Source organism: Geobacter sp. SVR, from assembly GCF_016865365.1.
Lineage (GTDB): Bacteria > Desulfobacterota > Desulfuromonadia > Geobacterales > Pseudopelobacteraceae > Pelotalea.
Genome location: NZ_AP024469.1, coordinates 4,589,749 through 4,606,907, shown reverse-complemented (window position 1 = coordinate 4,606,907; position 17,159 = coordinate 4,589,749). Strand labels below are relative to the sequence as shown.

Below are 17,159 nucleotides of genomic sequence, written 5' to 3'. Positions count from 1 at the left end.
GCCTGCCGGATATCGATCGCAAAATATTGCCATAGTCCGGGGTGAAATGGTACATTTTTTACTCCTGAGTTATCTATCGGTTCCTGGAGCAATAGTTGAAGTCAATTCCACAATTCCCCGACGAGAGGGAGGCGCGAACCCTGGAGAATATCCTGAGGGAGGCAGAGAGTTTCCACGCCGCCGGAGACCATCTGCGCGCCGCCAGCCTTTATCGGGCTATCCTGGCCGAAAATCCCCGCCTCTCCCGTACCGCCTATAACTTGGGAAATATCCTCAAGGATCAGGAACAATACGCTGAGGCGGAGGAATGGTTTTGCAAAGCTCTGGCTGCGGAACCGGACCTTGTCGAGGCAGCGCTGAATCAGGCCTTCTGCCTGCAGGAACAGGGCAGGATCAGTGAATCTATCGCCGCTTGCGGTGAATTGGTCCGCCAGCATCCTGAACTTCCTGATCCGCGCTTCAACTTGGCCTGCCTGCGTCTCTTGAACGGAGAGTTGCCGGGCGGATGGAGTGACTACGAACTCCGTTTTTTCACCCAACAGCCAGTTATGAATCGCCATGCCGCCATCCCCCGCTGGGACGGCATCATCTGTCCGGGTCTGCGGTTGCTGGTGCACACCGAACAGGGATACGGCGATGCCCTGCAGATGATCCGCTATCTGCCACTGCTCACACGCGCCGGTCTGCGTATCTGGCTGGAAACCAGCACCCCGCTCGCTCCCCTGCTGGAGCGGCTTCCGGGCCTGGAGGGCTGCCTGCTGCGCGGAGTGCCCCTGCCGCCGGTGGATGCCCAGGTCCCTATCATGAGCCTGCCGGGACTCATGAGGACCACCCTGGAGACAATTCCTCCCTTGCCGCAGCTTGAGCCAGACGAGGAACTGGTGGACCGCATGGCGGAGTTGCTGCCGGCGGGGGGCGCTCTGCGGGTGGGCTTGGCCTGGGCGGGCCGGCTCGATCTGCCCGTCAACCGCAAGAGGAGCTGTCCCGCTCCTCTGATCGCCACGCTCCTGGACATTCCGGACATCACCTTTGTGAGTCTGCATCAGGAAACTCCCGAGCAATTCAGCTTGGTGGATCCCCGGCTGCTCAATCTGGAGGGGGAACTCCATGATTTCCACCATACCGCCGCTCTGATTGCCAATCTCGATCTGGTGGTGACCATCGATACCGCTGTCGCCCACCTGGCTGGTACCCTGGGGAAGCCGACCTGGCTGTTGCTCCCCTTTGTGCCGGACTGGCGCTGGTTGCTGGAGTGCGAAGATTCTCCCTGGTATCCATCCATGCGTCTGTTGCGTCAGCCCCACGCGGGGGACTGGGAAACGCCGCTCTCCGAAGTGGGGCGGGAATTGGCCGGGCGCCTCCCCCAGGCTGTCCAGGCTCTCATAAATCTGGGGGCGGCTCTGGACAACCGTGGTCGCCACGAGGAAGCCCTGGCCTGCTATCAGGCGGCCATCGCCCGCGACGGGGACATGGCAATAGCCCATTACAACATGGGCAACACACTCAAGAACCTGAAGCACATCGACCAGGCCCAGCACGCCTACGAGCGCGCGCTGGAGCTGGATCCCCGCATACCGGAGGCGCATCACAATCTGGCGATCATTCATCAAGAGCTGGGCGAGCTGCAGAAGGCGCACCGTCGGATCGATCTGGCTCTGGAACTGCGCCCCCGCTTTTCCGATGCTCTTCACACCCGGGGAGAGCTGCTGCAGGCGGAGGAACGGTTCGAGGAGGCGGTTGAGGCCTTTCAGGCTGCATTACGGATCAATCCCCGGGGGGCCAGGACCTGGAATTCTCTCGGCATCGTCTATCAAAGCGCGGAGCATGACCGTGAGGCAGAGATCTGTTACCGTCAGGCGCTGGAGCACGATCCTGACCACCTGCACGCCCTCAACAACCTGGGGGCGGTCTGCCTTTCCCTGGGGCGGCCGGAGGAAGGGATCGAACATCTGCAGCGGCTTGTGGCGCTGACGCCCGATTATGCCGATGGTCACTGGAACCTGTCCTGCTGTCTGCTGGCTTGCGGCCGCTACCGGGAAGGGTGGGGGGAATACGAATGGCGCTGGCGCAAGCACAGTCCCATCCAGGAGCGGCACCGACACATCCCCCTCTGGGACGGCTCCCCTCTTGCCGGCCGCACCATCCTGCTTTGGGCCGAACAGGGATTCGGGGACACCATCCAGTTTATCCGTTTCGTCTCGCTGGTGGCGAAGCAGGCGGAGCGCGTCGTCATCGAATGTCAGTCTTCTGCATTGACTCTTCTGCTCGAATCCGCCGTCGGAGCCGGGGCGGTGATTGCCCGCGGAGAACCGTTGCCTGACGTGGACTGCCAGGCTCCTCTGCTTTCGTTGCCTCGCCTGCTGGGAATAACCCTGGAAACGCTCCCGTCATCGATCCCTTATCTGGGTACACCGGAGGGGCGGCGCAGGCGGTGGGCAAACCTGATCCCGGCGGGGGAACATTTCCGGGCAGGGCTGGTCTGGGGGGGGCGTCAGACTCTGCGCAACCGGCGCCGTAGCTGCCGCCTGGACGATTTTGCCCCCTTGGGAAGACTGGCCGGCATTACCTGGTACAGCCTTCAGGTGGGGGACCAGGCCGTGGAGGCAGCCACACCCCCGCCTGGAATGGCCTTGCGGGACCTGACCCCGCATATCGCCGATTTCGCCGATACGGCGGCCATCATGGAACGTCTGGACCTGATCGTCACGATCGACACCTCGGTGGCCCATCTGGCCGGTGCCATGGGCAAACCGGTCATCGTGCTGCTGCCGGTGGCGGCCGACTGGCGCTGGCTGACCGGACGGGAGGATTCCCCTTGGTATCCGACCATGCGCCTGCTGCGCCAGGAAGTGGACGGTGGCTGGGAGCAGGTCATTGATCGGTTGTCACGGGAGCTGGAGATGATCGCAGCGCGCCGAGGAAACCCCGAGGTCGCGGTTTGCCTGGAACGGGGCGACTCCTGCCGGCAGGAGGAGGCCTGGGAAGAGGCGCACCGGTGGTACCTTCTGGCTCTGGCCCGGGATCCGCTGGATTGGCTGGCCTGCCTCCGCGCAGGCGCCTCGCTGATTTTTCTCAACCGCCATGCCGAAGCCAAGGTGCATTTGCAACGGGCCATCGAACTGGCCCCTGAAGAGGCCGATGCCCATGTCAACTTGGCCATCGCCCATCTGGCTACCGGCTGCCTGCGCGAGGGGTGGGAGGAGTTCGAATGGCGCAGGCGCTACATCGGCGGCTCCATTCCCTCCATCCCGGAACTTCCCCCGCTCAAGCCGGGAGAACGCCTGGAAGGGGCTACCATTCTCGTGCATATGGAGCAGGGCTTCGGTGACATGCTGCAGTTTGTACGCTATGTTCCGTTGCTGGCCGGGTTGGGTGGCCGGGTCGTCCTCTCCGTGCCGCAGGAGCTTGTGCGGTTGTTCCACTCCTGCGCCGGAATAGAGCTGATCGTCCCCCACGGAGAGCATCTGCCTGCCACGGACTTCCAAACGCTGTTGATGAGCCTGCCCCATCTGATGGCCGCAGTTGCCCAACCGGAGGCGACCGACGTACCGTATCTTGCTGCCGAACCGCAGATGGTGGAGGAGTGGCGATGCCGGCTGGAAGGGCTGGAAGGCGTGAGAATCGGCCTGGCCTGGCAGGGACGCGACATGAACAAGAGCGGTTATCGCCGCTCCCTTTCGCTGGAACAACTGGCTCCCCTGCTGGCCATGCCGGGCTGTTCCTTCGTCACCCTGCTGCCGGGGAGCTCGGCCGAAGCCGCCGCTTATGGCACCATCTGCGACTGTTCCCCGTACCTCGGCGATTTCGCCGATACCGCGGCTCTGATCGCCAATCTCGACCTCGTGATCACCATTGACACCGCCGTTGCCCATCTGGCCGGAGCGCTGGGCCGGGCCTGCTGGGTAGCGCTGCTCCACGCTCCGGACTGGCGCTGGCATCCGTTCGACCGGAAACAAAGCGGATGGTATCCCTCGCTGCGTCTCTTCCGTCAGGCAGCCCCTGGCGAATGGGGCGGGGTTGTGTCAGATCTCTGCGCTGCCTTGAAGCCGGAAATTCTTATCCGGCGCGGCAATGAGCTGGGGAGCCAGGGACGCCGACAGGAGGCCATCGAACTGTTCCAGGAGGCGGCTGCCGTTCCCGACCCTTCGGCCGCGGCATGGCTCAACCTGGGGATTTATCTGGATGCCGAAGGCCGGACCGCCGAGGGACGGGACGCCCTGAAACGGGCTGTGGCGCTTGATCCTGCCTACCCGGAGGCCTACCAGAACCTGGGGCTCTTGCACCAAGCCCTCGGGGAACTGGCCGAAGCCTACATCTGCTTCCGCCGCGCCCTGAGCTTGCGACCCGGTTATGACACGGCTCTCTGGAATCTGGGCCTGCTGCAATTGCTGCTGGGGGAATACCGTGAGGGCTTCAAAAATATCGAGGCGAGGTTCCGCAAGACCGATCCCATCTCCCTGCGTCATGCCGATCTGCCCTGCTGGAATGGGGAGGATATCCGCGGAAAAACTTTGCTGGTTCATGCCGAGCAGGGCTATGGCGATACCATCCAGTTCCTCCGTTATGTGCCGCTCCTGGCAGAGCGGGGCACCCGGGTCTCCGTCGAGGTGCAGGACGAGCGTCTGAGGGGGCTGGCTAACAGCGTGCGTGGCGTGGAGCGAGTGATTATCCGGGGCGAGTCTTGCCCGGCAACAGATTTTCAGATACCGATGATAAGCTTGGCGCACGTCTTCGGCACTGTGTCGGAAACCATCCCCTCGGCATCCTACTGCACACCGGATGAGGAAAAGTCAGATCGCTGGCGGGAACGCCTGGAATCCTACCGGGGCCTTAAGATCGGCCTGGTCTGGGCGGGCAGCAGGACATTGAAAGCCGATAAGAAGCGTTCGATTCCTTTCCGGCAGTTCGGTGCACTCCTGGATGTCCAGGGAGTTACCTTCTTCAGCCTCCAGATCGGTCCCGATGCCCTCACCCCCGAAGGTGCCCGGATCAGCGGCAATTCCATTACGGATTTGACCCCGTATATCCATGATTTCAGCGATACTGCCGCGTTTATTGCCAATCTAGACCTGGTCATATCGGTCGATACGGCTACCGCACATCTGGCGGGAGCGTTGGGAAAACCGGTATGGGTCCTGGCATACGATCCTCCCGAATGGCGCTGGATGCGGGACCGTGAGGACACCCCCTGGTATCCTTCCATGCGCCTCTTCCGGCAGGATCGGTCACAAGAATGGCCCCCTGTCCTGGAAAGAGTGCGGCGTGAACTCGCATATGCTGCGTCGCATGCCGTAGTTTCGCACGACGGCAGGGAGACACCATAGCATTTCACGAATTCAGGGTATCAATGGATCGAAAAACACACAATAACGTCGTCGTGGTTGTCATTACCTCGGAACGCACTTGGCACAACCTGGCTCGGTACTGTTTCAACGGACATTTCCGTGCCAGCCGGGACAGAGTGGATCTGTGCATCGTTTTCAATGGCAATGTCAGTATATCTCTTTCGCAAGCGGCCCTGCTGGACCCCGAATATCTGCTCCAGCGTCCGAATGTGGGGCGAGACCCGGCAGCTTTGGATTTTGCCTTGAAAACGCTCCCGCAGTACGAGTATTACCTTGTCCTGCATGACGATCACTGGTTTCATGTACCACACTGGCTCGATTACCTGATCCGGCTGCTGGATGAGGACGATTCCGTCGATGCCTATGGCAACCTGATAACCACCTGTCCCTATGGCTCGGGATCGTTCGAGTCGTCGTTCGAGCAGTTCTGCAGGGTCATCATGAATGACAGCAGGTATTCTGCAGAGATGTTTCCCCATTTCCTGCAGGGAATGGCAGGGATATACCGGGGAAGGGCGATCAGGAGACTTCTGCAGCGCGATGGCGTACCGCATACTCATACGAATGACTATAAGGCCGGAGAAGTCTGCGAGCGGCTCTTCAGCTATGTGCTCATGGATGAAGGGATGGTCCTGAAGCAGATACCACCGGGCTACGAACTGTACCTGAGGCACCGGGACCATAATCAGGCACTGCTGGAATCGATCCTGGCTTATTTGGAGTTCGATGCCGCCATGTACCGGATCAAGACAGAGGTGGGAAGTGATGGGCTATCGAGACTTGCCGAACTGTTGAAGGTCCTGGAGCATGAAGCAGCGGCGACAAGGAGTGGATTATGAGAACAATAGATCTGGAATTGGATGACATCATCGCCATAACATCAGCTCCTGCCAATCCTGAAGAACGGCAGATGCTTGACCGGCTGGCCCGCATTGACAGTCTGATTCAACCGAAAGAAGCGCTTGCGCTGTTCAGGCTTTGCAGAAGACTCTCGGAGCCTGCGCAACTGCTGGAGATAGGGTCATTCCAGGGCGCTTCCACGGTTGCCTTGGGACATGCCATTCTGGGCAAAAATACGAATATATTCTGCATTGATAAATGGGCAGATTATCTCCAGCAGAAGGATTTTCAGGATTTCGGGCGAGAGCGTATTGCTGACGATATGAAGATAATGAGAAACTTTATCGCCAATACCCTGTTTATTGATAAGCAGCTTCGCATGTTACGGGGGGAATCCAAAGATTTTGAACAGATGCTCAAAGGGCAAATGTTCGATTTTATTTTTATAGACGGAGCCCATGATTATGAATCGGTGGCAAAAGATATCAGAATTGCCTTCTCTGCTTTGAAGCCGGGCGGATTCCTGTGTGGACACGATTACCACAACATGGGACATGGTGTCCGAGAAGCGGTGAATAAAGTTATTGTATCCGCAGAAACCATACCCATTAAAGGTTGCATAAAGGAAACCACTCTGTGGTTTGCGGTAATTGACGAGCCACAGTATGAACATATGATAGCTGAAATTTACAGTCTCCATGACTCCGGTGACATATCCGGGGCTTTACAGGTCGCACTGAAAGCCAATACCGCATACAAAAACGATGAGCTGCCGAATATAATTTCCAATTTGAAATTGGAGTTGTATAAAACCGAGCACCACTAGCCCATTTGGCGTCGGGAGACCCCATGGACTTTTCACTCCGTTCACTGAGCCGTTTTCTGAATTTCCTGGATAGCCTCGAAGGAGAGACGTACGCCGAAGCGCCATCTCCTTTACACGAGAACGTCAGCAAACAGGCAATGGAGCATCTTTTTGCCACCTGCGCCATTCCTCCCCGCGCCCGAGTTCTAGACGTGGGCTGTGGTCAGGGGGTTGCGTTGATCCCCTTTCGGCAGCGGGGATGCATTGCAACGGGCGTGACCCTCAATGATACCGATCTGGCGGCTTGCCGTGCACAGGGGTTCGATGTCCGTAAGATGGACCAATCTTTCCTGGAGTTCGGGGACGGCTCCTTTGATGTGGTATGGGCACGGCACGTGGTGGAGCACAGTATCATGCCTTATTACACACTCGTGGAGTTCCGGCGCGTTCTGCGGCCCGGTGGCTTTTTGTACCTTGAGGTTCCGGGAGTCACCGCCGTCAAGCACGAGCACAACCGGAACCACTACAGTGTGCTTGGTCAGGAAATGTGGCTGGCGTTACTGGAACGCAGTGGCTTCAGTGTCAGGGAGAGGATGAGCTACTTCCTGAAGGTCGCCGATGGCATGGCTGACGAATATTGGGGTTTTTTCTGTCTTAATCCGGAAGCGGAGCGGCAATGAAAACCGAAACGTCTGCGAATTCCGGGTGAGATGCATGGTGACATGAGATCCATCCCGTGAATTGGATGTTTTCTCTGGCAATGAAAATTTAGAAAATAGGCTTTCCGAGGTATTTCATGAATATCTGGCTTTCCTACGTCAACTATCCGATCACCACTGCCGTTTATTTTGAGCGGGCGCTGCGGCGACAATACCGGGTCACCACCATCGGCCCGCGCTTTCCCCATGAGCTGATCGATCGTTGGCAACTCCAGAATATGAAGCTGGCGCTGACCGACCACGATATCCCCACGGACTTCACCCCGGACATGGGGGCTGTTCTGGCTTCAATTCCGGCAGGGGAGCAACCTGACCTCTACCTCTGGATAGAATCGGTGGGAGGGCATTACCCTACAAATCTGGAGGCGCTTCCCTGCCCCCGGGCCTGTTACCTGATCGACTCCCACCTGGACAACATCTCATGGCACCTGGAATGGGCGCAACGCTTCGACTGCGTTTTCATCGCCCAACGCGAGTACCTCCCCCGCTTCAGGCAGGTACACCCCAATGTCCATTGGCTGCCCCTGGCGTGCGATCCCGGAATTCATGCAAAACTCGATCTGCCCAAATGTCATGATGTCGGCTTTGTCGGGAGTCTTGTTCTTAATCCGCGCCGGCAGCAGTTGCTGCAGAGCCTTGAAGAAAAGGTACAACTCCACTACGAACGATGCTTCTGGGATGAAATGGCCCGTGTTTTTTCCGCCTCCCGGATCGTCTTCAACAACGCCGTCAACCATGATCTCAACATGCGGGTTTTCGAGGTCATGGCGACCGGTACCCTGCTGCTTACCGACAGGGCACGGCAAAGCGGTCTTGAGGAACTGTTCCGGGATGGAGAGGAACTTGCCCTCTACCGTTGTGATGCCGAGGTGGAGGATGTGGTCCGGTTCTATCTGAACAATCCTGAATTGAGGGAGCTGGTTGCCGCACGGGGGAGAGAGGTGGTGCTGAAGGCCCACACCTATGATCATCGCGTTGCCGATCTCGTGGCCGTGGCCCAAGGGAGCAAACCGACGACCTGCTCCGCCGGCGAGTTGCGTGAACGTTCCACTGGCGGTCTGGGTACGCTTTTCGGCACCGCTGTCACTCCCCGGATCGATTTCAGCGGCCAGAGTCGGAGTTTCGTCATCCCGGTACTGGACTACTCGCCGGCCAGTGAGTTCAATATAACTACCCTCTTAAAGGATCTGGAAAACATACCCGGCGACGTGCTGGTGGTTTTCAACGATGAAGCGGTCGCAGCCGAGCTTAAGGGGCATCCCCGCATTACACGCGCTGCAGTCATGACCGAAAATATCGGCGTGGCCAGGGCCTGGAACGTAGGGATCGAGATGGCGGCGACCCCCTTTGTCTTCATCCTCAATGCCGATCTGCATGTGGAGCGTGAAGCGGTCGAGGTGATGGAGCAGGGACTGCGCACCCTGGAGCGGGCGGCCTGTGTCGGTCCTCAGGGATCGTTCGTCAACCTTCGTCTGACCAGGGACTACCTCTACTTCGGGCAGGGTGAATTCGATGCACCGGTGGAGGTGGATGCGGTCTCCGGGTTCCTGTTTGCCGTCAAGCGCGAACATTTTGGTCCGGCCGGCCTTCGTTTCGAAGATGCCTATACTCCTTGTTATTTCGAAGAATGGGACCTGGGATTGCAGATCAGACGCGCGGGCCTCAAGAGCTACGTTGTCCCGACCAGTGCCTACACGCATCACTGGAGCGGTTCGATCGCCGCCAGGCGCGAAATCGCCTGCATGGGACGCAGCGAGACTCCCCAGGAGATTCTGGGGCGAAACAGGCTCCTGTTTCTGGCAAAGTGGCGTGAAATAGGCCGGGGAGAGGGAACCGATCTGCTGCTGGAGAGCGGCATCGGGCACTACGGCCGGCAACTGATCCTGAAGCTGCTGCAATCGGGGCGGGGGACAGAGGCTGAACAGGCCATCCTGAACCTTGCCGCGGCCGCCCCTTACCGGGCAGATCTCCAGGGAATGGCAGGTTTTGTCCTGGGGCATCTCGGGCGGGCAGTGGAGGCGCTTCCATATCTCAAGCAGACAGTGCGGCTGGATGGTTCGTTCGATGTAGAAGGGTTAGTGAACGGGCTTGTGGTTGAGTTGGAAGAGATGCGGTCCTGAACATGTCCTTCGATGAAAGCCATCAATAACCACCAATCCAAAGGCATATAGTCGTCCCCATTACCGAGGTGTACCGGCAATGACATTCCTTGAAACACGGCGGATCGTACCCCTCTTTGTCCAGCGGCTGGCGCTGTTTGGCGTAATACCGCCATCAATCCATGCTGCGTGCCATGAGGGGGGCGTACAAACATGGTGTTCGCAGGATGCCGAAGTACTGTCACCCCCGGGGAACGCTGAGGAAAGATTCGATGGAGCGGTATTTGCGCCAACCATATGGGAATTTTCGCGGCTTAAAACCTCGCTCGAGCATCTTCAACTGGTATTGGATGCCAACGCTCGAATCGCCCTTATCTTCCAAGGCACTGAACAATCACCCTGGGCGGATGAGCAATGGGATCTCTTTCTGTCAGGGTGCGGTTATATTCGATATCATTCCGGGATAGTACATTCCGCCAGCGAAGCGTCGTCAGCATGGGGAATCGTTATCGTCCGGCAGATGTACAATCCTGTTCGTCATGCTCAAGCGCTCGCCGATCTCGGCAGACCTGATTGCTCAATCTCGATTTTGAACGAAATTCCCGAACAACTGGTTGCTACCGAAGCCGCTGTGGCCAGATTGGCTGTGGAAAAGCAGCGGCACTATTTGAAATGGCAGCAAATACTGCACGGGCGCGTGCCTGCTCATTCATATTTCAGTAAAGAACGACGCGAATTTGCCCAGGTCACGTCAATCTGCCCTGATGTAGCGGAAAGCTATCGCATCCATAGCCGATTCTGGTCGCATATCGGCCGGAATGACATGGCACTGCGTACTTTGCGATCCATTGAACATATATGCCCGGACGCCTCAACCCGGCATATGTTGCAGATACTCCAGCACAAGGATGATAAAGCGGACATATCAGGCACTACTGGGCAGGAAAGTGTCGAATGGCAGGATGGATGGCCACTCCTACGGATTTTGTTCATCACCCACGGCGGTAGCGATTACGGCCAGGATACCCTCTACCATGGACTGTGCACGCTCCTGGGAAAGGACAATGTCGTCGAGTATCCCTGGAAGCCCACCTTGCACGGCTGCGATGTCGAGTCTGCCAATAACTATCCCTGCGTGTTCAATTATCCTGGTGCACCTGCGACTGCCGATGATCTGGTGACCCAGTTACGGGCGGGTCGTTTTGATGTTATCGTGTATGCCGACGTAATAGGCATGGCACACCGGGAGGATGTACGGCGCCTGGTAAACGCCGTACCACAACTGCCGGTAGTGGTGTACGATCCCTGGGACGATTGTTACACTCCGATGGGCAAGATATTGAAATATATCGACCGGCCAAGGGCAGAGCTTGTCTTCAAACGTGAAATGCTGGAAGGTGTCGAGTACGATGAACACACCCATCCGTTGCCGTTCGGTTACCCGGAAACCTTCAGCTGCACCGCCACGCGTCATAGAGAGCATAAAAGCCGCGTGCCCTTCTGGGCGGGCCGAAACGAGTTCGGTTTAAGGCCGCTCTATGTACGCAGTTTGGAAAAAATCACCGGTCATTCGCTGAGCGTTCGTTTTAGCCAGGCCGAGTATCAACAAAAACTTCGCTGCAGTCTGATCGGACTCAGCTTTTTCGGCGTGGGCTTCGACACGGTCCGCTATTGGGAGTTACCCGCCAATGGCGTCATGCTGCTGGCAGAGCGACCTCCTATCCATATTCCCAACAATTTTACAGATAACGTATCGGCTGTCTTCTTCGAAGATCTTGCCGAGATGGAAGCCAAGCTGGATTACTACGCAAGGCGGCCGGACGAGGCGGCGCAGATTGCATCGAATGGCTATGACCACTATTTGAAATATCACACGACAACTGCCCGCGCGAGGTACTTTTTAGGAGTCGTCTGTCGATATCTGTTGCTGCAGCCGTCCCGAAGTCCGGCAATAAAAAAGGCCCTCTGAATGAAACCTTCCATAGCATCGGGAATTTCCTCCACCCAGGCAGTGGCCGTCGCCATTAAGCACCACCAGTCCGGACAGCTCCAGGAGGCCGAGGCGATCTACCGTCGTATCCTGGACATCGATCCTGAAAACTTCGATGCACTGCATCTGCTGGGGGTCCTGGCACATCAGGTCGGAAAACATGACGTGGCAGTGGAGTTGATCGGCACGGCGGTGCAGAAAAATGCCGCTTCCCCGGCAGCCTTCATCAACCTGGGAGAGGCACTGCGGGCGCTTCAGCGGTTCGGTGATGCGGAACAGTGCTACCAACGGGCCATTGCCCTCAAACCGGATTACGCCGAGGCATACAACAATCTCGGCATCATGCTCGACGACCTCGGGCGCGCCGCAGAAGCGGAACAGGCCTATCGGCGCGCTCTGGCCATCAAGCCGGACTTTGCCGAGGCCCATGGCAACCTGGGGAATGCGCTCCAAAGCCTCGGCAGGCTTGAGGAGTCAGTACTGTCCTGTCAGCGGGCCATCACGCTCAAGCCCGATTTTGCGGCAGCCTACAGCAATCTCGGCGTGGCGCTCAACGATCTGGGACGATCGCACGAGGCGGAACAGGCCTGCCGTCAGGCCATCATGCTTAATCCTGGCTTTGCATCTGCCCAATGCAACCTGGGCATTGCGCTGAAGGAGCAGGGACGGCTTGAGGAGGCTGTGGCGGCATACCGGCGGGCGATCGAACTTGCCCCCGGATCCGCTCCGACATACAGCGGCCTTGGTACTGCCTTGAAGGAGTTGGGGCTGCTTGGAGAGGCGGAGCGGGCCTACCTTCAGGCATTGTCCCTCAAACCCGACTTGCACGAATGCCGTCTGAAGCTGGCCACGCTGCTCCCGGCAGTGGTGGAATCCACCCGGCAGGGGGACGAGGTCTTGCTCTCCTTCGGTCGCGCCCTCGACACTTTGGAGCAGGGGACGGGCTTTGCCGGCTGGCCCGGCCTGGGGGCGGTGGTGGGAGTTGCCCAACCCTTCAACCTCGCCTATCGCCTGGGAAGTCATACCGCTTCACTTGCCCGCTACGGCGCCATTATCTGTCGCGCCCGCGCGGCATGGATGAAGGCGAGTCGTTACTGTGTTCCTGCCACTGTGATACCTGCGAGAGACCGCGTGCGGATGGTGATCGTTTCCGGGCAGGTGAGTCAGCACTCGGTGTGGAATGTTATCCTGCACGGCTTGCTGCGCCACCTGGACCGCAGTCGTTTCGAAGTGATTCTCTATCATACCGGCGCCAGACCAAGCGTTGAGGCTGATTACGCCCGGACGCTGGTGGATCGCCTGGTGCAGGGGAATGTGGACTGGCTTGAGCAGGTCCAAGCCGATATGCCTGATATCATCTTCTATCCGGAGATCGCCATGGATCCGGCCACTCTCAAGCTGGCCACGCTGCGCCTGGCGCCGCTGCAGGTAGCCTGCTGGGGGCATCCCGTCACGACCGGCCTGCCGACCATCGACCTTTACGTCTCGGGTGAGCTGATAGAGCGGGAGGATGCTGACGCCGATTATTGCGAACAGCTGGTACGGCTTCCCGGTACGGGGGCATGCACCATTCTCATGGGGGTCGAGGCGGTTGCGCCTTATCCTGCCATAATCAATGTGCCTGGGGATCGAAACATTACCCGCTTCCTGGTCTGTCAGCAGGCGCTGAAGTTTGACCCGGCCTTTGACGAGATATATCCGCGTATTGCCAGTGCGGCTGGTCCGTGCCGGTTTTGGTTCGTGAGGGATGCAAAGTACCCCTGGGCAACGACAGTTGTCGAGAGGCGAATCAAAGCCGCTTTCCAGGCGGGCGGGTTTGATCCGGCGGATTACGTGCGGTTTATCGACTGGCTGCCTGGCGATCAGTTTTGGGGCCTCCTCGACATGATGGATATTTACCTCGATACCCCTGCCTTCTCCGGGTATACTACCGCATGGCAGGCACTGCACCGGGGATTGCCGGTCGTGACGCTCGAGGGAAGATTCATGCGCCAGCGGCTGGCGGCGGGGCTGTTGCGCAGGATCGGTTTTACAGAGACCATCGCCGCCGATGTGGCAGGATATGTGAATAAGGCGGCTGCTCTTGCCAATGACCCCGAATGTCGGAAAGCGTTACGTGCCCATCTGCCGGGAGCCGTTTCGCAGGCAGACGGGGACATACGTGTGGTACGGACCTTTGAAGCAATTGTCATGAACGCTTTGATTGAGCGTAAGGTGGGTTCGGGCTTCACAGCAGGCCATGTGGCCAAATAGCAGGACAAAATCCTTTGAAACGGGCAGATCGATAACGGTCCTGGAAATAGGATCGTTCCACTTTAGAGGCAATTATGATCAACCTTGAAGATCCGGCATTGATCGCGCGGTTCAATGCCGTTGCGGCGGCCACAGAGCCGCTCACCGCGATGTCGACCCCGATCTTCATCAACTGTTTCAACCGGGTGACTCCGTTGCGGCGTTTGGTCGATTGGCTGCTCCACGCCGGCCAGCAGCGGATCGTATTACTCGATAATGTCTCCACCTATCCGCCGTTATTGCGCTATTACGAAGAGTTGGGCAGTGAGCCCCGTGTGACGGTGGTGCGGCTTCCGCTGAACTTCGGTCATGTATCATTGTGGGCATGCGGCATCCTGCATCGTCTCAACTGGTCTCAACCGTACGTCTATACCGACCCGGACGTGCTGCCCGACGACAATTGTCCGAAGGATTTCATCGGCAGGTTTGCGACCATTCTGGGTCGGCATCCGACAATAATGAAAGCAGGATTCGGACTGATCATCGATGACCTGCCCGACTGTTATCGTTTCAGGAATGAAGTACAGGCATGGGAAAAGCAGTTCTGGGACATCCGGGTTGCCACTGACGAGTATTTAGCGCCGATAGATACCACATTCGCGCTTTACCGGGGCGGCAACATCATCTGGGACCAGCCGACGTTCGAGGCCGCAAAACATAATGCCGTCCGCACTGGCGCACCGTATCTGGCGCGCCACCTTGACTGGTATATTGATTCCGACCATCCGAGTACTGAGTTGGAGTATTACCGTGCTCATACGCTGCCGGGGGCGACAAGCTGGAGCCTTGAAGCCTTGCCTGCCAATGTGGCGCATGACATAGAAATGGCGCGCCGAGGCGCCCGAATGATTAGGATGCCGTGACCCAAGCCTCGCTCGGCCTGCTGCGTAGGATGTTTTAAGGACATGGCGGATAACGGTACGTCCAAAAAGGAAGAATGAAATTTATGCACCCACCCCCTGTTTGGCGCTTGCTGGATGCTGACCTTCACATGCATACCCTCAATCATGAGTACGCTCCTGTCGGTCTGCTTGAGATGATCCAGGGTCATCCTTGCCGCGTGCTCGATGTGGGTTGCTTCTGCGGCGGTAGCGGCCGTTGGCTCAAAATGAAATACGCCGGTTGCGAGGTGGTGGGAATCGAGCCGCTGTCTGCTGCCGCCGAACAAGCGGCCGTAATCTATGAGCGGATCATCAATAAACCTTTGGAGCAGATCGACTTCAAGGGGGAGGGTATCGATCAGGGACGTTTCGACACCATCATTGCAGCTGACGTACTCGAACATATGGTTAACCCCTGGGCGTCCCTGGAGCGGCTCGGACAGCTGCTCATGCCGGGCGGGGCAATCTATGCCAGTATCCCCAATGTGCGTAATCTGCGCGTGCTGCAGGGACTTGCCGAAGGGAAATGGCTTTATGAAGGGGCGGGGATTTTGGATATAAGCCACCTTCGATTTTTTACCCGGGCCCAAATCATCGATATGTTCACTCAGACCGGCTGGATTGTGGATGAGATCCGCATCAATCCGGACCCTCAACTGTCCGCCGTTTATCAAGGCAAAGATATTAACACCATCAACGCCCTTGAGGCCGGTCCTTTGCAACTGAATGGCCTGACTGCCATCGATATTCTCGAGCTGATCGCCCTTCAATTCTTTGTCCGGGCGCACCCGGCAGAAATGCCAACGCTCTGATAGCCTACCTGCCCTCATCTAGTTCATCGCTTGATGGGATTCGGGGCGGTGGTACCAGGAGTTAGTAACAGCCCTTTTCCACCAGGAGAAGGAATGTTGTACAGTACTAGGGGTGCAATTGACCTATAAGGCTGGATCTGACCATGTGGTATAAAGAGAAATTTCCGAAGCCGTACAACACCAACAGGAATCGGCCGGTTGCGATTGCAGCCGGATACGGAAACCATAGACGAGGATTGCGATGAATGTTTCAATGCCCCGGGGGCGGGCCCATGGCTGGGGGATAGCCGGTGAATACCTCAGCCGGGAGATCGCCCTCCTCCCCCCCATTGAGGGGGTGACCTTGCACTGTATGCGCGGCAACGATCTGCAGCCTTTCGAGCCGGCTCACTGGGATCGCGTCAATATCGGCTACTGCTTCTTCGAGGATGCCATTTCGGTGCTCGAGCATGCCGCCGCAGCGGGCCGGCGCTGGGACATGATCGTGACTGGTTCCCGCTGGTGTGAATATCAGCTGCGTATCGGCGGCGTCCGCAATTGCACCACCATTCTGCAGGGAGTGGATCCTGATCAGTTCTACCCTGGCGCAAAAAACGCCCATCAGGAGGAGTTCGTCGTATTTTCAGGGGGAAAGTTCGAGATCCGGAAAGGCCAGGACGTGGTGATCGCTGCCATGAAGACATTCATGGCCCGGCACGAGGATGCGATTCTCGCCTGCGCATGGCATAACCAGTGGCCGTTTTCCCTGACCACTATGGAGATGTCCCCGCATGTGACCTTTAAATATCATGAACTGCCGTGCCAGAACCTCCTGGCAGAGACTCTTGCCAATAACTCAATTCCTCTGGAGCGTGTGGTGCTGTACCCTCCCATGGACAACAGCCTGATGCGCCAGGTCTACGTCAACACCGACATCGGCCTCTTTCCCAATCGATGCGAAGGAGGCAACAATATGGTGATGTGTGAGTACATGGCCTGCGGCAGAACCGTGATTGCCTCGAACCTGACGGGTCATGCCGATGTCATCACGGCGGACAATGCGCTGCCCCTCACTCGGTATGCTCCGCACCACTACCGGCATTATGCCGAAGGGATCTGGTTCGAGCCGGATGTGGCGGAGGTTATCGAACTGCTTGAACATGCCTACCGTCATCGACGCGAACTGCGCCTGAAGGGGCTGCGGGCCGTGACGGACATGGCGCGTCTATCCTGGCGGGAGGCGGCCCGGCGATTCCATGCCATCGGCCGGGCGCTTGTAAGCCGTCCCCATCCAGTTTCCACATTGTAGTGACAGCCCGCCACCTTTTTTACTAACCCAAAGGGGAGCGGATCTGTAAATCTTTTTCCGTCGGATTTGCGGCTGTATTCTTCTCGCA

The 17,159-nt window shown here is 57.9% G+C and carries 10 protein-coding genes; all 10 read left to right on the top strand.

Annotated features, from left to right (window positions below; all coding sequences use genetic code 11):
- Positions 1–95: 95 nt before the first annotated feature.
- The 10 genes from GSVR_RS21380 to GSVR_RS21335 all read left to right on the top strand — a co-directional run bounded on the left by GSVR_RS21380 (position 96) and on the right by GSVR_RS21335 (position 17,071).
- Positions 96–5,324: a tetratricopeptide repeat protein gene (locus GSVR_RS21380; RefSeq protein ID WP_173197685.1), complete on the top strand. Its 5,229-nt coding sequence runs from the start codon at positions 96–98 to the stop codon at positions 5,322–5,324.
- 23 nt (positions 5,325–5,347) lie between these two features.
- On the top strand, positions 5,348–6,184 hold the full coding sequence (locus GSVR_RS21375; RefSeq protein WP_173197683.1) for a hypothetical protein: 837 nt from the start codon (positions 5,348–5,350) through the stop codon (positions 6,182–6,184).
- Positions 6,181–7,011, top strand: a complete 831-nt coding sequence (locus GSVR_RS21370) for a class I SAM-dependent methyltransferase (protein WP_173197681.1) — start codon at positions 6,181–6,183, stop codon at positions 7,009–7,011. The genes GSVR_RS21375 and GSVR_RS21370 overlap by 4 nt, the downstream gene beginning before the upstream one ends.
- A 23-nt stretch (positions 7,012–7,034) precedes the next feature.
- Positions 7,035–7,670, top strand: a complete 636-nt coding sequence (locus GSVR_RS21365) for a class I SAM-dependent methyltransferase (protein ID WP_173197679.1) — start codon at positions 7,035–7,037, stop codon at positions 7,668–7,670.
- 116 nt (positions 7,671–7,786) lie between these two features.
- Entirely contained in the window at positions 7,787–9,829 is a 2,043-nt protein-coding gene (locus GSVR_RS21360; RefSeq protein ID WP_173197677.1) for a glycosyltransferase, read from the top strand.
- A 79-nt stretch (positions 9,830–9,908) separates the two neighbouring features.
- The gene (locus GSVR_RS21355) at positions 9,909–11,777 is read left to right on the top strand and encodes a glycosyltransferase (RefSeq protein ID WP_173197675.1); all 1,869 of its coding nucleotides are present in this window, start codon (positions 9,909–9,911) and stop codon (positions 11,775–11,777) included.
- The gene (locus tag GSVR_RS21350; protein ID WP_173197673.1) at positions 11,778–14,051 is read left to right on the top strand and encodes a glycosyltransferase family 41 protein; all 2,274 of its coding nucleotides are present in this window, start codon (positions 11,778–11,780) and stop codon (positions 14,049–14,051) included. It abuts the gene before it with no gap.
- 74 nt (positions 14,052–14,125) lie between these two features.
- Complete coding sequence (locus GSVR_RS21345; RefSeq protein WP_173197671.1) at positions 14,126–14,953, top strand: glycosyltransferase family 2 protein; 828 nt, start codon at positions 14,126–14,128, stop codon at positions 14,951–14,953.
- 128 nt (positions 14,954–15,081) lie between these two features.
- The gene (locus tag GSVR_RS21340; RefSeq protein ID WP_173197669.1) at positions 15,082–15,783 is read left to right on the top strand and encodes a bifunctional 2-polyprenyl-6-hydroxyphenol methylase/3-demethylubiquinol 3-O-methyltransferase UbiG; all 702 of its coding nucleotides are present in this window, start codon (positions 15,082–15,084) and stop codon (positions 15,781–15,783) included.
- 241 nt (positions 15,784–16,024) lie between these two features.
- On the top strand, positions 16,025–17,071 hold the full coding sequence (locus tag GSVR_RS21335; protein WP_173197667.1) for a glycosyltransferase family 4 protein: 1,047 nt from the start codon (positions 16,025–16,027) through the stop codon (positions 17,069–17,071).
- Positions 17,072–17,159 lie beyond the last annotated feature (88 nt).

Excerpts from the sequence above, each read along its gene's own strand:
- GSVR_RS21375 (WP_173197683.1), top strand. The coding sequence starts at position 5,348 with ATGGATCGAAAAACACACAATAACGTCGTCGTGGTTGTCATTACCTCG.
- GSVR_RS21370 (WP_173197681.1), top strand. The coding sequence starts at position 6,181 with ATGAGAACAATAGATCTGGAATTGGATGACATCATCGCCATAACATCA.
- GSVR_RS21350 (WP_173197673.1), top strand. The coding sequence starts at position 11,778 with ATGAAACCTTCCATAGCATCGGGAATTTCCTCCACCCAGGCAGTGGCC.
- GSVR_RS21355 (WP_173197675.1), top strand. The coding sequence starts at position 9,909 with ATGACATTCCTTGAAACACGGCGGATCGTACCCCTCTTTGTCCAGCGG.
- GSVR_RS21360 (WP_173197677.1), top strand. The coding sequence starts at position 7,787 with ATGAATATCTGGCTTTCCTACGTCAACTATCCGATCACCACTGCCGTT.
- GSVR_RS21345 (WP_173197671.1), top strand. The coding sequence starts at position 14,126 with ATGATCAACCTTGAAGATCCGGCATTGATCGCGCGGTTCAATGCCGTT.
- GSVR_RS21335 (WP_173197667.1), top strand. The coding sequence starts at position 16,025 with ATGAATGTTTCAATGCCCCGGGGGCGGGCCCATGGCTGGGGGATAGCC.
- GSVR_RS21365 (WP_173197679.1), top strand. The coding sequence starts at position 7,035 with ATGGACTTTTCACTCCGTTCACTGAGCCGTTTTCTGAATTTCCTGGAT.
- GSVR_RS21340 (WP_173197669.1), top strand. The coding sequence starts at position 15,082 with ATGCATACCCTCAATCATGAGTACGCTCCTGTCGGTCTGCTTGAGATG.